This window comes from Streptomyces pristinaespiralis (assembly GCF_001278075.1).
GTDB lineage: Bacteria > Actinomycetota > Actinomycetes > Streptomycetales > Streptomycetaceae > Streptomyces > Streptomyces pristinaespiralis.
Window position 1 is genome coordinate 751,951 of sequence record NZ_CP011340.1, and the last position, 21,486, is coordinate 773,436.

The 21,486-nt window shown below is 71.7% G+C and carries 21 protein-coding genes; 7 read left to right on the top strand and 14 right to left on the bottom strand.

The features are described 5' to 3' along the window. Positions 1 to 12 precede the first annotated feature (12 nt). The gene (locus tag SPRI_RS02945; protein ID WP_086025572.1) at positions 13 to 606 is read right to left on the bottom strand and encodes an SMI1/KNR4 family protein; all 594 of its coding nucleotides are present in this window, start codon (positions 604 to 606) and stop codon (positions 13 to 15) included. Positions 607 to 783: 177 nt separating this feature from the next. After that, a complete protein-coding gene (locus SPRI_RS02950; protein WP_005308110.1) occupies positions 784 to 1,305 on the bottom strand; it encodes a nucleotide triphosphate diphosphatase NUDT15 in 522 nt (173 codons plus the stop codon). Between the two features lie 278 nt (positions 1,306 to 1,583). On the opposite strand from SPRI_RS02950, the gene SPRI_RS02955 reads away from it, so the two are divergent. Continuing rightward, positions 1,584 to 2,141: a M23 family metallopeptidase gene (locus SPRI_RS02955; protein ID WP_050791393.1), complete on the top strand. Its 558-nt coding sequence runs from the start codon at positions 1,584 to 1,586 to the stop codon at positions 2,139 to 2,141. A gap of 188 nt (positions 2,142 to 2,329) precedes the next feature. Next, entirely contained in the window at positions 2,330 to 2,878 is a 549-nt protein-coding gene (locus tag SPRI_RS02960) for a hypothetical protein (RefSeq protein ID WP_005308114.1), read from the top strand. 403 nt (positions 2,879 to 3,281) lie between these two features. On the opposite strand, the gene SPRI_RS02965 is transcribed toward SPRI_RS02960, so the two are convergent. Beyond that, positions 3,282 to 4,139, bottom strand: coding sequence for a universal stress protein (locus SPRI_RS02965; protein ID WP_005308116.1), 858 nt, complete (start codon positions 4,137 to 4,139; stop codon positions 3,282 to 3,284). A gap of 308 nt (positions 4,140 to 4,447) precedes the next feature. Between SPRI_RS02965 and SPRI_RS02970 the strand changes: the two genes are divergently transcribed. Continuing rightward, positions 4,448 to 5,491: a S66 family peptidase gene (locus tag SPRI_RS02970; RefSeq protein ID WP_005308120.1), complete on the top strand. Its 1,044-nt coding sequence runs from the start codon at positions 4,448 to 4,450 to the stop codon at positions 5,489 to 5,491. A 124-nt stretch (positions 5,492 to 5,615) separates the two neighbouring features. Here the strand turns inward: SPRI_RS02970 and SPRI_RS02975 are convergent, their stop codons facing one another. Both SPRI_RS02975 and SPRI_RS02980 read right to left on the bottom strand, forming a co-directional pair. Beyond that, complete coding sequence (locus SPRI_RS02975; protein WP_053556680.1) at positions 5,616 to 6,305, bottom strand: ribonuclease H family protein; 690 nt, start codon at positions 6,303 to 6,305, stop codon at positions 5,616 to 5,618. A 270-nt stretch (positions 6,306 to 6,575) separates the two neighbouring features. After that, positions 6,576 to 6,938, bottom strand: a complete 363-nt coding sequence (locus SPRI_RS02980; protein ID WP_037773025.1) for a hypothetical protein — start codon at positions 6,936 to 6,938, stop codon at positions 6,576 to 6,578. 428 nt (positions 6,939 to 7,366) lie between these two features. Between SPRI_RS02980 and rpmF the strand changes: the two genes are divergently transcribed. After that, the gene (gene rpmF / locus SPRI_RS02985; protein ID WP_005308128.1) at positions 7,367 to 7,537 is read left to right on the top strand and encodes a 50S ribosomal protein L32; all 171 of its coding nucleotides are present in this window, start codon (positions 7,367 to 7,369) and stop codon (positions 7,535 to 7,537) included. Between the two features lie 197 nt (positions 7,538 to 7,734). Here rpmF and SPRI_RS02990 read toward each other — a convergent pair whose 3' ends face one another. The 5 genes from SPRI_RS02990 to SPRI_RS03010 all read right to left on the bottom strand — a co-directional run bounded on the left by SPRI_RS02990 (position 7,735) and on the right by SPRI_RS03010 (position 12,410). Then, positions 7,735 to 8,649 carry a phosphatase domain-containing protein gene (locus SPRI_RS02990; protein WP_234020310.1) on the bottom strand — a complete coding sequence of 305 codons (915 nt, stop codon included), beginning with the start codon at positions 8,647 to 8,649 and terminating at the stop codon, positions 7,735 to 7,737. A 2-nt stretch (positions 8,650 to 8,651) separates the two neighbouring features. Then, on the bottom strand, positions 8,652 to 9,893 hold the full coding sequence (locus SPRI_RS02995) for a T4 RnlA family RNA ligase (protein ID WP_234020311.1): 1,242 nt from the start codon (positions 9,891 to 9,893) through the stop codon (positions 8,652 to 8,654). A gap of 91 nt (positions 9,894 to 9,984) precedes the next feature. Then, a complete protein-coding gene (locus SPRI_RS03000; RefSeq protein ID WP_005308133.1) occupies positions 9,985 to 10,803 on the bottom strand; it encodes an isocitrate lyase/PEP mutase family protein in 819 nt (272 codons plus the stop codon). 67 nt (positions 10,804 to 10,870) lie between these two features. After that, positions 10,871 to 11,359: a hypothetical protein gene (locus SPRI_RS03005; RefSeq protein ID WP_005308135.1), complete on the bottom strand. Its 489-nt coding sequence runs from the start codon at positions 11,357 to 11,359 to the stop codon at positions 10,871 to 10,873. Between the two features lie 490 nt (positions 11,360 to 11,849). Then, a complete protein-coding gene (locus SPRI_RS03010; protein WP_005308138.1) occupies positions 11,850 to 12,410 on the bottom strand; it encodes a hypothetical protein in 561 nt (186 codons plus the stop codon). Between the two features lie 239 nt (positions 12,411 to 12,649). Here SPRI_RS03010 and SPRI_RS03015 point away from each other — a divergent pair, with 239 nt between their 5' ends. After that, a complete protein-coding gene (locus tag SPRI_RS03015; protein WP_005308140.1) occupies positions 12,650 to 13,255 on the top strand; it encodes a dihydrofolate reductase family protein in 606 nt (201 codons plus the stop codon). Between the two features lie 233 nt (positions 13,256 to 13,488). On the opposite strand, the gene SPRI_RS03020 is transcribed toward SPRI_RS03015, so the two are convergent. Beyond that, on the bottom strand, positions 13,489 to 14,115 hold the full coding sequence (locus SPRI_RS03020) for a TetR/AcrR family transcriptional regulator (protein ID WP_037773029.1): 627 nt from the start codon (positions 14,113 to 14,115) through the stop codon (positions 13,489 to 13,491). A gap of 137 nt (positions 14,116 to 14,252) precedes the next feature. On the opposite strand from SPRI_RS03020, the gene SPRI_RS03025 reads away from it, so the two are divergent. Further along, the gene (locus SPRI_RS03025) at positions 14,253 to 15,014 is read left to right on the top strand and encodes an SDR family NAD(P)-dependent oxidoreductase (RefSeq protein WP_037773035.1); all 762 of its coding nucleotides are present in this window, start codon (positions 14,253 to 14,255) and stop codon (positions 15,012 to 15,014) included. A 214-nt stretch (positions 15,015 to 15,228) separates the two neighbouring features. On the opposite strand, the gene SPRI_RS03030 is transcribed toward SPRI_RS03025, so the two are convergent. Next, positions 15,229 to 17,037, bottom strand: coding sequence for a flavin-containing monooxygenase (locus tag SPRI_RS03030; RefSeq protein ID WP_005308146.1), 1,809 nt, complete (start codon positions 17,035 to 17,037; stop codon positions 15,229 to 15,231). 169 nt (positions 17,038 to 17,206) lie between these two features. Here SPRI_RS03030 and SPRI_RS03035 point away from each other — a divergent pair, with 169 nt between their 5' ends. After that, entirely contained in the window at positions 17,207 to 18,235 is a 1,029-nt protein-coding gene (locus SPRI_RS03035) for an SMP-30/gluconolactonase/LRE family protein (protein WP_005308148.1), read from the top strand. Positions 18,236 to 18,345: 110 nt separating this feature from the next. Here SPRI_RS03035 and SPRI_RS03040 read toward each other — a convergent pair whose 3' ends face one another. Both SPRI_RS03040 and SPRI_RS03045 read right to left on the bottom strand, forming a co-directional pair. After that, positions 18,346 to 18,939, bottom strand: a complete 594-nt coding sequence (locus tag SPRI_RS03040) for a helix-turn-helix domain-containing protein (protein ID WP_005308150.1) — start codon at positions 18,937 to 18,939, stop codon at positions 18,346 to 18,348. 143 nt (positions 18,940 to 19,082) lie between these two features. Further along, positions 19,083 to 21,182, bottom strand: coding sequence for a SpoIIE family protein phosphatase (locus tag SPRI_RS03045; protein ID WP_234020312.1), 2,100 nt, complete (start codon positions 21,180 to 21,182; stop codon positions 19,083 to 19,085). Positions 21,183 to 21,486: the final 304 nt, after the last annotated feature.

Below are 21,486 nucleotides of genomic sequence, written 5' to 3' on the forward strand. Positions count from 1 at the left end.
TCCCCGCCCGGCTCAGGCGGAAGGAGACCGGGGGGAGCGGCCCCAGCCCGGCGGCAGCAGGTCCCAGGAATCGTGGCGAAGCCACTCGCCGAAGGTCACCGGACGGGCGCCGCCCGCATGGTCGAGGGACAGCGGGACGATCAGGTCGCAGGTGGCTCTGCCGTCCCACCACACCGTGCCGGCGAGGGGCCCGGTGACCGCCAGCAGCGTACAGAAGCCGCAGCCGTGCTCCTGCAGGACCACGGCTCCGGCGGTCCTGCGGTCCTCGAAGTCCTCACACTCCCAGTCCCATGCCTGCCAGGCGTCCGCGTGCGCCTGTTCGTCGGTGAAGTCCTCCGGCCGAGGCTCGCGCGCGGCCAACTCGGCGTCGGCTCCCACGTACGAGTCGGGGTGCGGGAAGGGCAGGGTCAGCAGCTCCGCCGGCGTCGAACGGTCGGAGTCCCAGTCCCAGCCCCGCTCCTTCCGACAGGGCCCCAGAACCCGCTTGGCGGGGTTCGCCTCCATCAGAAGCGCGCGGTACGCAGCTGGGAACGAGACGCCGAGCTCGTTCTCGGCCATGGTCAGCTCGACCTCGGTCAACGGCGGGCGTTCGGGCAGGCGCTCCATGGCTCCGAGCCTAAATCCGATCCGTTGGGGTGCTCGACGGGGGTCGATGGCACGGCCCGACTGCCGGACCCGGGCGTCCTGGACCGGATCCGGACGATGCCCATCGCCCGGTCGTCGGTGCTCGTCGCCTCCCACCGACCGCGAGCGGCGAGCACCACCGACGTTCGGGATCACCGCCTACGGCACGCCCGTGGAGGAGCCGTCTCCTGGCTCGACGAGGAGGGGATAGCGGCGGAACCGGTCGTCGGCCTCGGCAGCCGGTCCCATCCGCCAACTGCGCAGCACTGCGGCGGACGGCGCGAACAGCGACTCCGGCACGGCCTCCGGCGGGAACCACTCCCACCGCACGATCTTGTCCGGCTCCCGCACCCGCGGCGCGCCGGCCGGCCGCGTGACGAGCGCGGCGGCCGTCACTCGCGTGAGTCCTCGCTCCCCGTCCACCAGCACCGCCCCGATCCGTACGGCCGCAGGCTCCACCCGCAGACCCGTCTCCTCCGCCAACTCCCGTGCCGCGGCCTGCTCGAACCCCTCGCCGGGGTCGACCTTGCCGCCGGGCAGCTCCCATCGTCCGTCGTGAGCGAGTCCGAGCAGTACCCGCCGTCCGCCCTCGTCCAGGACGACGACACCGACCCCGGTCAGGCTGCTGGGGGTGGGGAACGCCCGCTCAGGACGTTCGGCGGCCCGGTTGTCGTCGTCCACGGGGACTCCTGGTGTCGCGTCACCCGGGCGAGCGCGCCCGGCACCGTGCCGCACATCCTCGCACCCCGGTCGACAGGTGGCGGTGCGGCGGCGGAAGAGGCACGAGGACTGTGCAGCGACGCCTGATGCGCATGGCATCGGATGGTCTGGTTGTGACGCGTGTTCCTTGGGCATGGTTTTAGCAACAACCTTGCACAACAAGGGAGTTGCAGCACGACGCACAGCGGTGCCCGCACGCGCACGCCCCAGAATCCCGATCGGTTCCAGGACGGAGACGCATGGTGAAGAGAACGAGAACGGTGCTGCGCAAGGCGGCCGCGGTGGCGAGCGCGGTACTCGCCGTCCCGGCCGTCGCACTGGCGGCGGCGCCACCCGCCGCCGCGGTCGACTACTACTACGAACTGCCGTACCCGGCAGGCGAGTCGTACAGGGTGACCCAGGGTCCGGAAGGTACGTTCTCGCACACCGGCCCGTACAACGAGTACGCCTGGGACTTCGGACTCCCCGAGAACTACGAGGTGTCGGCGGCGCAGGCGGGCACCGTGCTGGTATCGGACTGGTCGCCGTACTGGCAGAACGGCATCGAGGTGATCATCCGACACTCGAACGGCCGCTGCACCCACTACGCCCACCTGAACCGCGCGATCTACAACACCGGTGACTGGGTGCCTCAGGGCCGCATCATCGGCTGGTCCGGGAACACCGGCGCCTCCACGGCACCGCACCTGCACTTCCAGGTGATCGACTGCAACACCCGCGTGGGCATCCCCGCCACGCTTCAGGGCTGGACGCCGAACACCGGCTCCTGGCCGGTCAGCGTGAACACCCGCGCCTGAGGACTCCCCTCCCGCAGTGACTCTCACGGCTCCTCCGGCATCGCCGGACGGCACGGCCGGACCCGCCGCGGCCACAGCTCCACGGCGGGTCCGGCCGTGTGCACGACGTCCCGCGCGCGTCTGAACGGGGTTGCCCTGAAATGGACATCGCGACGACGTGGACACCACGCTCGGGTGATAATCCCGCCGTGGACAACGACCATGTGGTGCCCCTGCCGGGCAGCACGCACCGGCCCGGCGCCCTGCCGGAGGCACACTTGCCGCCGCCCTGGCCCCAGTGGCAGGACGAGTACCCCGTCACGGCGCCCGGCGGGCACCCGTACGTGCTCGCCGCGCTGCGGACGACCGTCCTGGGCAACCGGCACCGGCAGCAGCAACGCCTGGTCGAGAACGACGATCTGCGGGCCAGGCTCGGGCCCCTGTTCAGCACCGTGCCGGTCAGCCACTCGCTGCTCCAGGAACCGCACGGCGGCCAGCACTGCCGCTTCAGTTCCGACGGCCCCCGGCTCTGGCAGGACGACGACCCCGACCGCTGGCCGAACACCCTCTACCGGCAGTTCGAGCAACAGGACGGCCCACGGCGGGGGCTCGGCGAAGTGACGGTGACCCTGCGCCTCCTGTCGAGGCACGGTCTCACCCTGGAGGTCTCCCGCACCGTCAGCGAGTGCAACGTACGGGCGGACGCGCGGATCCTGCTGGCCCAGCTCCCCCGCCAGCTCACCGACGCCCGGCCCTGACCGCCCCGGACGCCGTAGTCGGTCCCGAGTGGCCGGCCCTGACCGCCGCGGACGCCGTAGTCGGTTCCGAGTGACCGGCCCTGACCGCCCCGGACACCACGACCGGTCCCGCCTCGCCGGCCCACGACGCCGACTCCCGGCCTGACCGCCGCGGACTCCAGGATCGGTCGTCGAATCCCCGGCCCTCGACGCCGGCATCCGGCCCGACCCGCCGGTCCGGGACGCCGGGACGGCCCGACCCGCCGGCGCGGATGTCGCGATCCGCCCTCGCCGGGCGCACTCGACCCGACGGTCCGGGCCGGCCGGCCCGTGCACACTCCATAGGCGCCGGCCGCGGCAGCGCATGCAGCGGCGCTGCCCACGTCGGCGCAACGGCTCCCAGATTGCCGCGAACGCGGCACTGTCACTCGTGCGCGACCACCGCGACCGGCGCCCCGCAGTGGTGCATCGCGGCGTGCGCGACGTGGCCGATGTGCGGGACCAGGGGCGCGCGGCGGATGTGCCGGCCGACCACCACCAGGCCCGCGTCGGCGGCCTCGTCGATGAGCGCTCGCGCACCGGCGCCCATCACGGGCCGTTCCACCACCGCCACCGACGGGTGCTCCTGCCGCCAGGGCAGCAGTGCCTCGCCGAGGGCCTTCGCCGCCTCGCGGCCGGCCTCTGCCCGGGCCTCGCCGGAGTGGGCGAACACCAGAGGCACCTTCCAGCCGTGCACGGCACGCAGAACGCATCGACGCCGGGCCGCCTCCTCGAACGCGAAGGCGAGGACCGGGCCGGTGGGCCGGTGGAGGTCCACCCCGACGACGACCTCCGTGTCCGGGCCGTGCCCGTGCTCGCTGCCGTCGGCCCGTACGACGACGACCGGTGTCGTCGTGGCGGCGACGGTCGCCAGACCCACCGAGCCCATGAGAGCGCCCATCACGGTCCCCAGGCCCCGTGAGCCGAGTACCAGCAGTTCAGCGTCGGCGGCCTCGACGGCCAGCGCGCCGGCGGGACGCCCCGACATGCGGCGTCCGGAGATCCGGAGCCCGGGGTGGGCGCGCCGCACCTCGTCCACCGCGTCCGCCAGCAGCCCGTCCGCCCAGTCGCGGTGGTCGTCACGGGTCACCGTCGGCATGGCCACGGCCGCCGGCAGCGGCCACTCCTCCACGTGGACCAGAAGCAGGTCCGCGCCGCGAAGCACGGCCTCCCGGGCCGCCCAGTGCGCCGCCGCGAGACTCTCGGGCGAGTTGTCCAGACCGACGGTCACGTGCCCGGTCATGGTGCTTCCTCCTTCGGATCGCTGCCTGCGGCCACCTTCCAGCCTCCCGCTCCGGCGCGCTCGACGGCGCCGGACGGTGACCCCACCACCATGGGCCCGGTCACCGTCGATCCGGTGCCCGACGCGCCACCGGTCGTGCCGCTCCCGTCGGCGTGCCGTTCCACGAAGGGGTGCCCGTCCCTGCCGGGTTCCCGTCCCCGGGCGTTTCCGTCCCCCGGCGTTTCCGTCACCGGCGCCGACGCCGATCGCGCGGGGCGCCTCGAGGAAATCGGTTCGGCTCCGGGTCCGCCCGGTCCTACGATCGCTGGATGACGGCTCCCCTTCACCCCGCCAAGCCCCGCCCCGGAGATCCGATCGCGGTGTTGTCCCCTTCCTCCGGTCTGCCCGGACTCTTCCCGCTGCCCTACGAGTTGGGACTGCGCAGGCTCCAGGACGACTTCGGGCTGAAGCCGGTGGAGTACCCGACGACCCGGAAGATGGGCGCGACGCCCGAGGAGAGGGCCGCCGACATCCACGCGGCCTTCGCGGACCCCGACATCAAGGCGGTCATCGCGAGCATCGGAGGCGACGACCAGATCACCGTCCTCCCCCACCTCGACGAAGATCTCCTCCGCGCCAACCCGAAGCCCTTCTTCGGCTACAGCGACAACACCAACCTGCTGCTGTTCCTGCGGAACCTGGGCATCGTCGGTTACCACGGCGGTTCGGTGATGGCCGAGCTGGGACGGCCCGGCGCGATGCACCCGCTGACGGCGGACTCGCTCCGGGCGGCGCTGTTCACGTCGGGCGAGTACGAACTCGCTGCCGCGAGCGCGTACAGCGAAGTCGACCGGCCCTGGGACGACCCGCGCACCTTCGCCACCGAACCCGAGACGGAGCCGTCCGAAGGCTGGTTCTGGCACAACGGCGACCAGGTGGTCGAAGGAGCCGGATGGGGCGGCAATCTGGAGATCCTGGGCTGGCTGCTGATGGCCGACCGCGTGGTGCGGCCGGTCGACTCCTACGCCGGCAACGTGCTCTTCCTCGAGACCTCGGAGGAGATGCCGCGCGCCCAGGACGTCTTCTGGATCCTGCGGAGCATGGGCGAGCGAGGACTGCTGCGGCAGTTCCCCGCGCTGCTGATGGGCAGGGCGAAGAGCTGGTACTTCGAGAGCCCGCTCGAACCGGAGGCCAGGGCCCGCTACCGCCGGCAGCAGCGCGAGGTCGTCCTACGGGCCCTCGACCGGTACGCCCCCGACACCATGGCGGTGTTCGACGTCGATCTCGGCCACACCGACCCGCAACTCGTCGTCCCCGTCGGAGGACGGATCCGGGTGGACGGCCCGGCGCGCCGCATCCACGTCACCTACTGAGCCGTCGCCCCGCCCTTCGACGAGGGCCGTCACGGCGTGAGCGCCGCGGCCTGGCGGTCGGCGCGCGGCGCCGGCGAGGTCGCCGGCGCCGCGCGGCGCGGGGTGGGCACGGGTCGGCGGAGGTTCAGCCACCGTCCGTGGCGCAGGCCGGGTGGCCCCAGCCGTCGGTGTTCTTCGCGATCGTCTCGCCCTTGGCGTAGGGGCGACCACAGCGGCACCGGCCGGGGAACTTCGCCGCGACCGAACCTCGGGAGGTGCCCGAAGCCTGGGAGCGCCGGTCCGCGGGCCGCCGGCCGCGCCCCGCCGTCGCGGGCCGTGACACGGGCTCGGGCGGCGGCAGGACGGAGCCCGCGGCCGAGCCGGCGGGCTCCTGCGAGCGCGCGGTGTGGCTGGCGGCGGCGTCGGCGGCCGCGTTCAGCACGTCTCCGTCGACCTGATGTGCCGGGGTGTACACGAAGGTGACGTCCCGGCCGGTCAGCAGTGTGTCTATGGCGACCACCAGGTCCCGGTTGGCCACCGGTGTGCCGGCGGCCGTCTTCCAGCCCTTGCGGCGCCAGCCCGGCAGCCAGGTCGTGACCGCCTTCATCGCGTACTGCGAGTCCATGCGCACCTCGAGCGGAACGACCGGGTCGGTCGCCTGGAGCAGTTCGCGCAGCGCGGTCAGCTCTGCCACGTTGTTCGTCGCCCTGCCCAGCGGGCCCGCCTCCCAGGTCGCCACCTGCCCGTCCGTACCGGCTACGACCCATGCCCAGGCCGCCGGCCCGGGATTACCCTTCGACGCCCCGTCACACGCGGCGATGATCCGTTCCACCATGCACCTGATGCTGCCACGCCGCGCACACCGCACCCGCACGGCCCGGGCATCCAGGGGTGCGGCGGGTTGCTCCGCGGGGCCGGGCGGGCCGGGCACGACAGGCGGGCCGGGTGACGGCTCTGCGCGGACGGGGGGCTCGGCGAGGGCGGCGTCCAACGGCACGCCGCCCCCGGCCGGGCGGACGGACTCGGCTGCGACGCGGAAATGCTTTCACACCCTCCGCCGCACAATTGCCGTTTCTTCACAGACCTGAACGGTCCGTGAATTCCCTCAGAGGCGTCGCAGCCGTGAGGCGATACCGTGGCCGATCAGCAGGTAGATCACCGCGGGAAGGCCGTAATTGAGGAGAACGCGGAGGCCTTCCGTGTCCATCGTGAAAATATCCTGTGACCACCATGCCAGCAGGTCCGCCGTACCGTGCACGAACTCGACGAAGATGTTGGACCGGTTCGCCTCGAGCAGGTGGAGGAGGACCCACAGGCCGAGGAACACCGCGGCGACGTCGGCGACCGTGTGCGTGATCAGGGCCGCCCGGCGCGCGCCGGACCCGTCTCCGCCGTGCGCGGAACGGTGACCTGTGCCCTGGTAGGGGTCGTACTGCCGCTGGTCCGGCAGGGGTTCGGTATTGCTCACTGGATTCCCAATCTGGCGCGTGGACCGCCTCGTCGGCACGGAAACGCGGTCAGCGCGCACAGGGAAATACCACTGAGGGAAATCCCGGCCTCGACCGCATGAGGATCGCTCTTTTTGCGCCCCTGCCGGGAACTGCGCCGCGCACAGAGGAAGCGTTACACGGAGATGGAATCCGGTCCGTTTTCACCGGCTACGCCAATTCCTGCCGCACGGGTACCGATCGGCCCGGATCGTCGCCCTCGCAACAGGGCGGCGGAAGGCTCCCCGGCCGCCGGCTCCCCCGGCGAGCCGCATGGCGCGACGAGCCGCATGGCGCGGTGAACCGCTCCGCCATCACCTCCGGCACGGCGCACCCCCCGGCGACCAGACGCTAACGGTAATCATTTTCATGTAGCCTGGGGCCGTTCCTTCACCGACCTGGAGTTCTCATGGCTGTCCCGAAGCGGAAGATGTCCCGCAGCAACACCCGCCACCGCCGCGCGCAGTGGAAGGCGACCACGCCCCAACTGGTGCCGATCACGGTGGACGGCGCGTCGTATCTCGTACCTCAGCGGCTGGCCAAGGCGTACGAGCGTGGCCTGCTGCGGCCCGAGGGCTGACGCGGCGGTGGACGGCGCTCCCGAACGAGAGCACCGCTCCCCCGCGCCGGCAGGCGCATAGGGACCCGGGCCGGGCGGTGGTCGCAGCCACGGCGCCGCCCGGCCCGCCACCGCCCCCGCGCGGACAGACACCAGCGGACAGACACCAGCGGACAGCCCGAGCGGTGCGGCGGCAGCGACGGCAGTCCGGTCCGGCCCTAGAAGTTGCCGTAGTTGACCTGCCATGTGGGCAGGCCCATGCGGCGCCAGACGGCGACGACCCGGTCGCGGTCGTCGAGGGAGACGCGTACGGCGAAGCGGTGGCGGACATGGCGGTCGAAGAGCTCCGCCTTCACGACGTCGTCACGCCGGCCGTCGTCGGCCGCGCGCATCCACAGTTCGTCGTAAGGAACTTCGTGGCGGCGTAGCCACGCCTCCGTCCGCTCCCGGTGTTCCTCACCGCGCCCGGAGAGCAGGACGATCACATCCCCGTCCGCCCGCCGGAACGACCACAGCGCGCTCCGCACCGACACGTTGAGCAGATCCTCCCCGCAGCGGGTGAAGTCGTAGGGGCTGCGGTCGCCCCTGATGGCGAGTGTGCCGTCGATGTCGCACATCACCGCCGCAGGCAGCGCCGGGTCGGCGACGTACGGTTCGACCGGGGGCTCGTCGTTCAGCCAGTCCTCGGTGAGCCGCCAGCCGCTCCTCCTGGCCTTGGCGTGCTTGTCCGCGAGAATCCGGATGATCTCCTCGCCGACCTGCCGCTCCCGTTCGGCGTCCCGCCGTACGCACTCGTCGACCGGTACGCCGGTGAAGTCGTGCACCTTGAACTCGGCCTGGCCGGCCACCGCCGACTTCAGCCGCTTGGGGATGTGCGGAGTCAGGTGCGTGTTGTCCACGACGACGTCGAACCCGTCCTCGACGGCCGCCCGCACCGCGGCGTCCTGGATCGCCAGCACGGTCTGCTCGTGCGCGTGCGAACGGCCCTGCGCGGCCGCCGGGATGTCGAGCATGACCCGCAGGTCGTCCAGGTTCACCCGCCGGATCCGGCCCGCCGACTCCGCCTGAAGCGTGCGGGCCGCGGTGGTCTTCCCCGAGGCGGGCAGCCCCGTCATCACGTGTACCACGGGCACGGTCAGTTCTCCTCGTCGGTCTGGAACGGGTCGGCCGTCGCGGGCCGGACGGAACGGTACGTCAGGAGTTCGGTCGGACGCCCGTCCAGCCGCAGGAACATGGCGGAACGGACGGTGGAGTCGGGCAGCGACTTCACCGCGCGGGCGAAGGCGCCCCGGTCGGCGGCGAGCGGGGCGAGGGAACGGTACGCCTCGTCGATCGCGCGCTCTCGGTCGGCCACGTCCTTGTCGATCCGGGTGATCACCTCGCGCACCCACGCGTCGAACTCGTCGGGCACCTGCTCCAGCAGCGCGTCGAGCGGCTTCCCTTCGGACGCCGCGAGGTCCGCCACTTCACAACCCAGCGCCTGCGCCACCCGCTTGACGGGCAGGCCGGCGAAACGCTGGATGCCGTGGCTCCGCCAGATGTCCCGCTCGGTGACGCCGGTGAGCACCTTGTGGAGCCGTACGTACTCGGACAGTTTGGCCTTCGCCCGCACGCCGGAGGCGAAGCGCAGGACGAAGCCCTCCGCGTCGGTGCCCGTGGCGGTCCGGCCGCCGGGCAGCCGGTTGCCCTCGGCAAGGGCGAGCAGTTCGGCCAGCGGCATGGCGGGCCAGACGGTGACGACCGAGCCGATGCCCCGCCAGTCCGCCCCGGCCTCGGCCAGAGCGATCTCCGCGCCGTCCTTGGCGAAGGCGGCGAGGAGCACCAGGTCCCGGCGGTCGCCGTAGTCGACGACGATGCGGTTCTGCGGGTAGAGGATCTCGGCGAGGTAGGTCACCCCGGGTGTCAGCGCGGAGGTGTCACTGTCGTCCAGCAGCCGCTGGGCCCACACCGCCTGGGTGCTGATGAAGGAGCCCTTGGACGCCACACGCCACCGGCCGGCGTAGTGGAACACCACCGCGAGGCTGCCGTCGACCTTGTCGTAGACCTCGAACGGCTCGTCCGGGAGGGCGGGCGCGTACGGCTGACCCGCCCGGTGCTCGCCGACGTTGAAGAACTTCGGCAGCGGAAGGGCGACGATCTCGCCGGTGGCGTCATCGACGACCAGGCCGCGGCAGCGCATGGTGACCCGGTTCCACACGCGCTCGTACTGACACGTCCTCGTGTACGTGTAGAGGGACAGCGGCAGTTCGGGGTGGCGCTTGCGGGTGACGTGCCCTGCCGCGAGAGCCGCCGCCAACTCGTCGGGCGGCAGCAGCTCGTGGAGGGTCGCGTACGCCTGGCTCATGTGGTCCTCCCGTTCGTGAACCGTGATTGTCACGCGCGGGAGGCTGTGCCGCGTACCGAATTACCTGCGAAGACGGGTGCCGGCGCGGCTGGGTCCCCGGATCGCCGCGTTGCCGGCGGCCGGGTCAGCGTGGTCCGGAGAGGAGCCCGTCGAGCTCCGGGAAGGCGATGCCGTCGGCGAGGGAGTCGTAGCCGCCGCTGTCGAGGAGTTCCCGCGCGGCGCGGCGGGCGGCGGCGTACGCGGCCTGCGCCACGCCCGAGCCGAGGCTGACCCGGGCCACGCCGAGGTCGCCGAGCTCGGCGACCTTCGGTGCGCCCGGTCCGGCCATGACGTTCAGTGGTACGGAGATGTCCCCGGCGAGCGCCGCGATCGTGGCGGTGTCGGTGACCCCGGGGACGAAGATGCCGTCCGCGCCGGCGTCGACGTACCGGCGGGCCCGGTCGAGCGTTTCCGCGAGCCGGGTGTCAGGGTCGCCGAGACCGAAGAGGTAGGTGTCGACACGGGCGTTGAGGAAAAGGTCCGCGCCTGCCCGGTCGGCGGCCTGCCTGGCGGCGGCGAGCCGTGCCGCGAGCTCGCCGGGCGGCCGCGAGCCGTCCTCGATGTTGACGCCGACGGCGCCCGCGGCGAGCACGCCGGTGACGGTCTCCGCGACGTCGGCCGCGTCCTGCCCGTAGCCGCCCTCGATGTCGGCGGTGACGGGGACCGCGACGGCGGCGGCGATGCGGGAGACCAGTTCCAGCGCCCGCTCGCGGGTGAGGGCGTCACCGTCCGGTGAACCCAGCGACCAGGCGACGCCGGCGCTGGTCGTGGCGATCGCGGGGGCGCCCGCGGCCTCGATGACGCGGGCGCTCGCGACGTCCCAGGCGTTGGGCAGCGCCAGGGGTCGCGACGAGGTGTGCAGGGAGCGGAAGTGGCGGGCCTGGTCCGGCCGGGTGGTGAACATGCGGGCAGTCAAACACCGTCTGCTCGCCGCTGTCCGGCAGGAATCCGACATCGGCGTCGGACGGGAGTCACAGGACATCGGCCGGCGGGATGTGGCCCTGCTCCCCGATCGCCTCCCAGCGGACGACCCGGCCGCAGCGTCGGCAGCGATGGAGCAGAACATCGTTCCTGAACGCCGAGGCCCGCCGGATCGCCTTTATTTCCTTGAGCCGGGTGTGGGCGCACCGGGTGCCGGCCGCTTCGGCTTCAGCACGGTATCCGTAGGACCACCACGAGGCGTCCGGTCCGGAGTTGGACCGTTTTCCCGACTCCTGGTCGCGTGCGGGCGACCACCACCGCAGCAGGCCGCCCAGGCCGACCCACAGGGACCATTCGTCACCGCAGACCGGGCAGCACCAGCCCTTCCCGTATTCGTACCTGCCCAGCGAGTGGCCCCAGCCGCGCCGCTGCCGGTACTCGGACAGCCCGGCATACCGCTCACGCCAAGGATGCAGGCTGTAAGCCCTGGGCCGACCGTAGTTCTGACACGTGTGCCCCAACATGCGCCTGGCGCTCATGCTCCCCAACTCCATGAGAGACACCAGCCGATCGGGGGTCGGTCGGAGCGGATACGGCCCGAGCCGCCCCATGCGACCAACGCCGGCGGTGTGACGAGGTACAGCGTTTTGAAGAACCAGAACGGCGGCCCTGTCCAGCCGCGCGCAAGCTTCCGCACCCCCCAGGGAACAGCGAGGAATGCCATGACTCCCTGGAGAACCCACAACGACAGATGCATGGTTGCTCGATTCCTCGACCTGGATCCCTTGTAAACACGGCCGGTCGGCGCACGGGGTCCATGGTGAGGTCATGCGCCTGCCGTGGCCGTTTTGTCGTCACGATGTGCCCCCGCCTTGCCCGGATCGCCCGGAGGTCGAGTACGACGGGTTCGGCAAGGGCGTCGATGTGAGCCTGGTCCGTGAGCCACTTCCTGGCTCCGCCTGACCGCCGGGACGGCGGCCGACAGCCGGGCGACATCGCTCATCGCGGTCCACGCGCGGTGCGCGACGTTCATGGTCCGTAGGCGAGATCCGTGCCGCCGCCGGCCTTGATCAGCCAGGACAGCGAACCGCTGCCGAACGGCCAGCCGGTGGTGGCCACCTGAACCCAGCCGCCTCCCGATTCATCGGCTCCTGCGTGCCACCACCACCAGCTGCGATCGGCACCGGCCCCTTCCTCGGTCGGGTCGAAGCAGTGCAGCCAATCCGACAGCGTCCACGGCCCCTCGCCGGCGGCCGCCCTCTGCTTCGGCGTCATCGCCTGCCACTGCCTCAGCCATGCCTCGGCATCGAAGGGCTCGCCGGGCTCCGGCTCCATGGGCTCGGGTGCGCACCGCTGTACGAACCACGCCGGCAGCAGTCGCGGCCACAGCTCGAACGCGGGCCAGTCGTCTGTCCGCTCGACCACGCGCGTCAGCACCGTACGTGCATCGGCGATGACCTGGGCGGGATCCCCGGCGGTGAACCGGACCCGTACGAGAAATGGCCGCTCCTGGCCGTCCTCGGCCCGCGGTCCGGACCGGAGACGCCGTAGCTCGTCCTCCATGATCTTCACAGCGCAGAAGTGCACCACACCTGTCGATCATGCGAGCGGCCGGCTCCGGCTCGGTCGCGAAGACGGTTCCTTCTCCGGTCCCGCGGCCCGGCCGACGGTCCGGGTCGCGGCCGTTCCTTCGTGCGGGGCAGGTGGCTGGTGATCGTAACGAGGAAAGAGGACGAATCCGGTAGCAGGCTCGTTGCTCCACAGCGCGGCCGATGAGTTTGCGGCTCCCGGCCGGTCCAAGCTGTGACACCCCAGGAAAGGACACCGCCATGTCGGAGCTTCTCGTCGACTTCATCACCTCCCTCGACGGCTACGCATCGGGAGAGGGATGGCCCGGGTTCTGGGGCCTCGAGGGCCCGGAGTACCTCGCGTGGCTCGGCAAGCAGCCCGAGGCCACCTACCTGATGGGAGCGAACACCTACCGCCTGATGTCGGGCTTCGCCGCAGGCGAGGTCCCGAAGGGCCAGGACGATTTCAGGCCCGAGGAAGAGGCGTCCGTCGACGAGCTCACACAAGCGTCCAAGGTGGTGTTCTCCTCCTCACTCGAGGAGCCACTGACGTGGGCCAACTCCACGCTCGTCCGCGACGACGCCGTCGAGGCGGTCCGCGCCATGAAGTCGACCGGCTCGGGGCTCCTCAGCACGATCGGCAGCCTCAGCCTGTGCCGGTCCCTGCTTCGAGCCGGACTCGTCGACCGCTTCCGGGTCGTGATGTTCCCGGTGATCACCGGGGCCACGGGCGAAGAACGTATCTACGACGGCTATCCGGACGTTGCCCTCGAGATGATCGAACACCGCACCTTCGACGGCCGCATCCAGCTGGTCGAGTACAAGCCCCGCGTGCTCGAGCACCCGCCGCTCGCCGTTCCTGCGTGACGTCGCCCCGTCCGCCGGTCCGGACGGCCGCCAGGCCGGCGCCGGCGGGCGCGGAGCAAGACCTCATAGGGGCGAACCGCCCACGTCAGGCGGCCCGGTCCAGGGGCGCGTGCTCCTGGGGGTGGGGATCGGTTCAAGGGGACTGCTCCCTTCCCGGCGAGGGCCTTGGGGCGATGCGGGTGGTGTCCCGCGTCGACGGGCGGCCTCGAGGTGGACCTCCAGCACCCCGCACTTCAGCCGAGTCCGGCCTCCACCACCGCCAGAGCCGTGCGCAGGGTCGCCGCGAGATCGGCCCGGGCGGCCGCCGGGCCGGCGCTCGGCCCGGCCGTTCGGTAGGCGTGGTGCTCGACGGCCGCGCGCAGGGCGGCGTTGAGCATGGCGGCCCAGATGGCCGGTCGTACGTCATCGGCGGGCAGGCCGGCCCGTTCGGCGAGGGCGCTCGCGAAGGCGGGTTCGGCCTCGTCGTGGGTCTGCAGCCAGACCGCCCGCAGGCCCGGTTCGGTGCGCGTGAGCCGGAGGAGGGCGCCGACGTCCGGGCCGGGCAGGACCGCTTCGGTGGTCCAGAGGTGGTCGAAGGCTTCCTGGAGGGGCCGACCGGGGCGCCACTGCCGCAGGGTGGTGGCGATCGTCTCGATGCCGGTCGAGAACAACGGCCGTACGCAGCTCTCCTTGGTGGGGAAGTAGCGCCAGACGGTTCGCGCCGAGACGCCGACCGCCTGCCCGATCTGCTCACCCGTGGTCGCGGCGACGCCCTGGGCGATGAACAGGTCCACCGCGGCCCGAGCGATCTCCATCCGGATGGCGGCCTTGCGTTCCTCGGTCAGCGGTGGCCGCCCCGTCCGTCCGCCGGCTTGGGTCATGTGCGCCTCCGATGCAGTGATCAATGCCCTGTGCATTCTCCACCCCGACTTAATGTCACTCAGCGACATAAAGAGGTAGGGTGCTGGCGCGGTGCGACACGGGTCCATCGCGTCGACACTTCCTGGACGGAGCACTCATGACCCGCGATCTCGACGGACGCAGCGTGATCGTCACCGGAGCGGGCTCGGGCATAGGACGCGCGGCCGCGCTCGCCTTCGCCGCGCAGGGCGACCGCGTCGTCGTGGCGGACCTCGACGCGGAAAGGGCCGACGCGGTCGTCGAGCTGATCGGGCAGGCGGGCGGCACCGCGGTGGCCGTCACAGGGGACCTGAGCGAGCAGGCCGTCGTGGACCGGGTGACGGCCACGGCGGTGGAGCGCTTCGGCGGTGTGGACGTCCTGGTGAACAACGCCGGGATCATGGACAGCATGTCGGCAGTGGGCGACGTGAGCGACGCCGAGTGGGAGCGCGTCATCCGGGTCAACCTCACCGCGCCCTTCCTGCTCACCCGTGCCGTACTGCCGCACATGCTGACCGCGGGCAGCGGCGCGATCGTCAACACCGCCTCCGAGGCCTCCCTGCGCGGCAGCGCGGCGGGGGCCGCTTACACGGCCTCCAAGCACGGCGTGGTGGGCCTGACGAAGTCGCTGGCGGTGATGTACCGCAAGAACGGCATCCGCGCCAACGCCATCTGCCCCGGCGGCACCGCGACCGCCATCGCGGTGGAGGCCGACCGGACCGCGCACGGTCCCGCGGCGATCGCCCCGCACTTCGTCAACCTCGGCCGCCTGTCGCAGCCGGAGGAGCAGGCGGCGGTGATCCTCTTCCTCGCCTCGGAGGCCGCGAGCAACATCAACGGCGCGATCCTCCCCGTCGACGACGGCTGGTCCGCGGTCTGACAGGCGCCGACCACGCCCAACGAACCGCCCCGCCCGCCTCGGAGTGAGCGAGCGCGGCCCTTCCGTTCCGCCACCCGTGCCGTGTCCGGCGGAGACGTGCTCGTCGAGCGCGGCTCACCCAGCGACGGCGCCGACGCCGGCCACAGGCGGCAGACACCACGGCGACGGGGCGGCGCCCTGCCGAGGACGGCCGCCGCCCCGCAACCTCCGCCCGCTACCGCACAGTTGGCGTCCTGGCCCGGAGGACGTCGTCCATGGACTCCTCGCGCCAGCGCTTCAGCAGGCCGTGGAAGGCGAACGCGCCGTGGGGATAGGCGATCGGCCCGTTCGCCCGGCCACGCCCCTCACCGTTGTAATACCCGGGCGTGCATTCGGCATGGAACCACTCGTGGTCGGGGGCGTCTTCGGCCAGAACGGCGAGCCAGGCGTCCTCCGCCTCCCGGGACGGTTCGATGACGGCGCCCTTGGCCTCGGCGGCCGCGACGAGTGCCGCGGCGTGCACGGCGTGCTCGTCGAGCACGTGGGTGTAGTTGACGCTGCTGGCGCTCTGCACGGCTCCCAGTCGGATCAGGTTGGGAAAGCCGTTGCCGGTGAAGCCGTGCAGACTCCGCGGCCCTCGCCGCCCCCACGCGTGCAGCAGCTGGACGCCGCCCCGGCCGTGGACGGGGAGTTTGCCGGAGTGGACGCCGGAGACTCCGACGGAGAACCCGGTGGCGAAGATCAGGCAGTCGAGTTCGTACTCGGTGCCGCCGACCACGACGCCCCGCTCGGTCATCCGCTCGATGCCGTGACTGTCCGCGGTGTCGACCAGGGTGACGTTGTCGCGGTTGAAGGCCTGCAGGTACGTGTCGGAGAAGGTGGGGCGCTTACAGGCGTACCGGTACCAGGGTTTGAGCTTCTCCGCCGTGTCCGCATCGGCGACGACCTGCTCGACGCGGGCGCGGATCTCGTTCATCTTCGTGGCGTCGGCGACCTCGTAGGCCGCTTCGAAGGCCGTTCGGTCGCCCTGGCGGCAGAAGCTCGGGAGCAGCTTCTCCAGGAGGCCGGCCGACGAGGTCCACCGGTCCGCCACCAGGTCCTCCCCGGCGGCCTCGCCGGAGGTGATGCGCAGGAAGTTGTCGCGGCGCTCGCGTGCCCAGCCGTCGCGGTCGGCGCCGACGTCCTCGGCGGTGGTACGGCGGTTGGCGCGCACGTCCACCGTGGAAGGGGTGCGCTGGAAGACGTAGAGGTGTCCGGCGTCCTCGGCCAGTTTCGGGACGACCTGGACGCCGGTGGCACCCGTCCCTACGACGCCCACGCTCTTGTCCGCGAGGCCGGTGAGGCCGCCGTCCGCGGTACCGCCGGTGTAGGCGTAGTCCCAGCGTGAGGTGTGGAAGGTGTGGCCGCGGAAGTTCTCGATGCCGGGTATGCCGGGGAGTTTCAGCTCGGACATGGTGCCGGTGGCGGTGATGACGTAGGTGGCCAGGAACCTGTCACCGCGGTCGGTCGCAACGGTCCACGCCTGTGCGGTCTCGTCCCAGGCCAGGGAGGTGACCGATGTGGAGAACAGGGCGTCCGCATAGAGGTCGTACTTCTCCGCGATCCGTACCGCGTGCCGGCGGATCTCCTCTCCGGGGGCGTACTTCCACTCCGGCACGTAGCCGGTCTCGTCGAGCATCGGCAGGTACACGTGCGCCTCGATGTCGCAGTGGATGCCCGGGTACCGGTTCCAGTACCAGGTTCCTCCGAAGTCACCGCCCCTGTCGATGACGCGGATGCGCTCGACGCCCTGTTGACGGAGCCGTGCGCCCGCGAGGATGCCGCCGAAACCGCCGCCGACGACGGCGACGTCCACCGTGTCCCGCAGCGGCTCACGCTCCGCCGTCTCCGCCGTGTACGGATCGGCGGCGTAGCAGCCGAACTCGGCGTCGGCGGCGAGGTACTGGCGGGTGCCGTCGGGCCGCACGCGCCGCTCCCGTTCAAGGGCGTAGCGCCGCCGCAACTCGGCGAGCGTCTCGGTGGACACCGCTGGGGAGTTCGTCATGTGGGGGGACCTCGATCCTTCCGGTTCACTGCCAGGAAGCCGCTGCCAGTAACTGACCGTAGAAACAGGGGACTTGAGCAGGCATGCACTACCGTAGCAAGTACCGGACAGTGTTGTCCGGTTGCGGCGGAGCAGCTTCCGTACACCTCGGCCAGGAAGAGTGACCCCCATGCAACGACTCCCGATCCGATCCCTCGCAGGGCTCACCGCGATCGGCCTGCTGACCCTCACCCTCACCGGGTGCGGTACCCGAGCAGGCGCCGCCGCGCACGAAGCGGCTTCCACCGGCGCGGACACGACCGTCCGCGCCCAGAAGGTCATGCGGCTCACGAAGGTGCACCAGGCGACCGGAATGACCCTGCTGGAGGGTCCTGTCTTCGACAGGGACGGAAACCTGCTCGTCGTCGATGTCACCGCACCCCCCGGCGAGCCGAAGGTCCTGCGCGTCGACGTCAGGAAGAAGACGTCGCGCCAGGTCCACACCGACGCCCGCGGCGCCTACACCTCGGCCCAGTTCAGCCCCTACGACGGGCGCATCTACCTGACCGACTTCTCCCACGGCGACATCGTCAGTCTGGCCCCGGACGGCAGCGACCCGCAGACCTTCTTCTCCGGAGAGGTCGACGGAGCCCGGATGAACGCCGACGACCTCGCCTTCGACCGGGATGGCGATCTGTACATCAGCGACTCACGCGGCATGTCCGAGGGTGAGGCGAAGGGGCGCGTGGTGCGGATCGACCGTGACGGGAAGAACGCCACCGTCCTGGCGGACGGGCTGGCGGCACCGAACGGAATCTCGTTCGCCGCGGATTACCGCGGACTGTGGGTCAGCGAGCTCACGCAGAACCGCGTCTCCTACCTGCTCCTCGACGGCAACGGCGGGGTCGCTTCCCGGCACACCGCGATCCGGGTCGACGGCGGTGTCGCGCAGACGGACTCGATCGCCGTGGACGCGGACGGCAACCTCTACCAGGCACTCCACGGCCGGCCCGCGATGGTGGTGTACGACCGGAACGGCGAGCGCCTGGCGACCGTCGAGATTCCTGCCCGCGCCGCCGAGGGGCTCGAATCCGCGACCAACGTGGCCATCACGCCCGGAGGGACCAAGGCCTACATGACCGTCAGCGGACCCGCCGGAGGCTACCTGTACACCTTCGACGCGCTGGCGGAAGGCATCAGGCAGTCCAACGGCGGCTGACCACGCCTTCACCCGCCGGACCTCACGTCGGACGTCACCCAGGACTTCACTCGCCGGACGTCCCGTCGGACGTCACCCAGGACTTCACTCGCCGGACGTCACCTCGGACTTCACCCGTCGTAGGAGCGCACCGGTCCCACCTCGACACCGAGCAGCCGCCATGCGGCCCGTGCCCGGTGTTCCCGCTCCTCGCGGGTGTGGCCGGTGACGGCACCGGAAACCATGGCGACAGCGATCATGAGGTCGTCGTTCACCGAAGCGAGCCGATGGCCGTCCGGCAGGAGTCTCCGCAGGGCGCGCTCGACCCGCTCGGACAGCGCGGAAGCGTAGGAGGGGACGCCGGAGCGGCCGGCCGCCCCGTCCGCGTGCAGGATGCCGATGAAGGCTGCCGACTCCGTCAGGTGCCAGGTGAGCACACCGAGGACCTGGGCCATGTCCGCGTCCCGCGCTGCCGCCGCCTGCTCGACCTGCCGGACGTTCTCGTCCAGGATGGCGGTCGCCACGGCGGCCCGGTCGGGAAAGTGCCGGTACAGAACGCCCTGGCCCACTCCGGCCCGACGCGCGATCGCGGAGAGCGGCGCCTCGAGGCCGCACTCCGCGTAGATCTCGCGGGCGGCAGCGACGAGAGCGGCCCGGTTGCGGGCGGCAGCCTTGCGCCCGTCGTTGGCGGGCCGCCGCTCGTCGGACATGGGTTGCTGCGTCACGCCGAGAGACTACCGGGCCGCTGGCGGGCCCCTCGACGGGCTCGGCGTCGGCCGGAGGTTCGCTCGTGACCGCGGTGGGCCGAGCTCGCAGCCGCCCTGCGGCGGGCCGACCGACGATGAGGACTCGGCGGATACCTCGGCCGTCACGCGCCCGGCAGCGCCTGCTCCGCCCAGATCGTCTTGCCCGTCGGGCTGTACCGGGTGCCCCAGCACTCGGTGAGACTCGCGACGAGCAGCAGTCCCCGGCCGCCCTCGTCGAACATGCGGGCGCGGCGCAGATGGGGAGCGGTGCTGCTGCCGTCGGACACCTCGCAGATCAGGGAGGTGTCGCGGATGAGGCGCAGCCGGATCGGGGCGCCGCCGTAGCGGATGGCGTTGGTGACGAGTTCGCTGACGATCACTTCCGTGGTGAACACGGCGTCGTCCAGGCCCCATCGCTCCAGCTGTCGGGCGACGTTCTTGCGCGCCCGCGAGACGATGGACGCTTCCGCGGGCAGGTCCCAGGACACATGGTGATCCGCGTCGAGGCGGACCACGCGGGCGAGAAGAAGCGCGATGTCGTCGCCCGGCCGCTCGGGCAGCAGGGCCGCCATCACGGCGTCGCAGGTGGCCTCCAGCGACCGGGCGGGACGGGCGAGCGTCTCGCGCAGCGCGACGAGCGCGGCGTCGATGTCCCGCCCCGGGGTCTCGATCAGGCCGTCGGTGTACAGCGCGAGGATGCTGCGCTCCGGCAGGTCGAACTCCGCCGCCTCGAAGGGCAGTCCGCCCACTCCGAGCGGCGGACCGCCCGGCAGCGGGAGCTGGGCGGCGCTGCCGTCGGGACGGACGAGCACCGGCTCCGGGTGACCCGCCCGGGCCATGGTGCACCGGCCGGAGACGGGGTCGTACACGGCGTACAGACAGGTCGCGCCGGCGACGGAGGAGCCGCCCGCGGGGTCCAGCGACTCCTCCCGGTCCAGTTTCAGCACCAGGTCGTCGAGCTGGGTGAGCAGTTCGTCGGGTGCGAGGTCCACGTCGGCGAGCGTGCGCACGGCGGTACGCAGCCGGCCCATGGTCGCCGACGCCTGCACGCCGTGCCCGACGACGTCGCCGACCACCAGGGCGACCCGGGCGCCCGACAGGGCGATGACCTCGAACCAGTCACCGCCGATGCCGGCGCCCGTCATGTTGGGCACATAGCGGGAGGCGACCTCGACCGCCTGCTGCCTGGCCGACCTCCGGGGCAGCAGACTGCGCTGCAGCGCGAGGGCGGTGGCGTGTTCACGGGTGTAGCGGCGGGCGTTGTCCACGGCCACGGCGGCCCGTGCGGCGAGTTCCCCGGCGAGCAGCAGATCGTCGTCGTCGAAGGGTTCGGGCGTGCGGTGCCGGGAGAACACGGCGATTCCCAGGGTGATGCGGCGCGCGGTGAGCGGAGCAACCATGGAGGAGTGGATGCCGTGTTCGCGGATGCTGCGCACCCGGTCGGGCTCGGCCGGCTCCCACAGCCGCAGCGAGTCCTCGTCGACGGTGAAGCGAACGGCTTCGCCCCGGAGGAGCACCTGCCCCAGCGCCGATTCCCTGGCGAAGGTGTGCCGCGCGCCGACGGGCATCACCGACTCCGGACAGCCCGCCAGGACCGAGTGCTGGGCGGCCCGGTGGAACACGATGGTGGTTCCGGGCTCCAGGGTGCCGGGTTCGTCGCCGACGAGCACGGGGGCGAGGAGGTCCACGGTGACGAAGTCGGCGAAGGTCTCCGTGGCCAGCTCGGCCAGTTCCTCTGCCGTGCGTCCGACGTCCAGCGTGCTGCCGATGCGCAGGCTGGCCTCGTTGAGGACGGTCATGCGTTCGCGGGCGCGGTACAGCTCGGTGGTGTCGAGGGTCACCACCGTGCAGCCGTGCACATGACCGGAGCCGTCCTTGACCGGGCTGATGACCGCCGTCCATACGCTCTCGGGACCGGGGTCGGGGCGGATGAGGGTTTCGTAGGTGCGACTCTCGCCGCTCGCGATCACCTGTTCGACCACGGCTTCGAGGTTCTCCGTGCCCCTGATCAGCACCCCCGGTTCCACCTCCCCCGGCCGCAGACCGACGAGCTGCTCCAAGGGCTTGGCCACCGACCGCAGGGTGGCCTGGTTGGCGGACACGAGCCGGGCAGGCCGGTCGAAGAAGACCACGGGGACGGGTAACTGCTCGAGGATCCACCACGGCAGGTCGTCGGGACCGTCCCCGCCGGGGCCCGGCCGGCCGCTCGTGTCTTCGTCCATGGGGACCCTCACTCGCGCTTCGCCGTGCCACCGCCCCACGGGCCGGCGCCGGCTTTTCTCCAGCATGCTCCCCGGCTCAACCGCCCGCCATGGCGCTGCCGCGGCCCGCCCGGCAAGAGTTCGCGAAGGCCGTACGCCACCCCCGCGGACTCGCCGCCGATGGTCACCGGCCGGCCGCGCTCGGGCAACGGCGGGGTGGACGCACGGGCGGTGAACGGATCCGGAGGTCGACACGTCGGCAGGCGGCGAGGACCATGGTCACCGAGGCCCGTCGACGGCGACGGGCGCCATTTTCAAAGCGGCC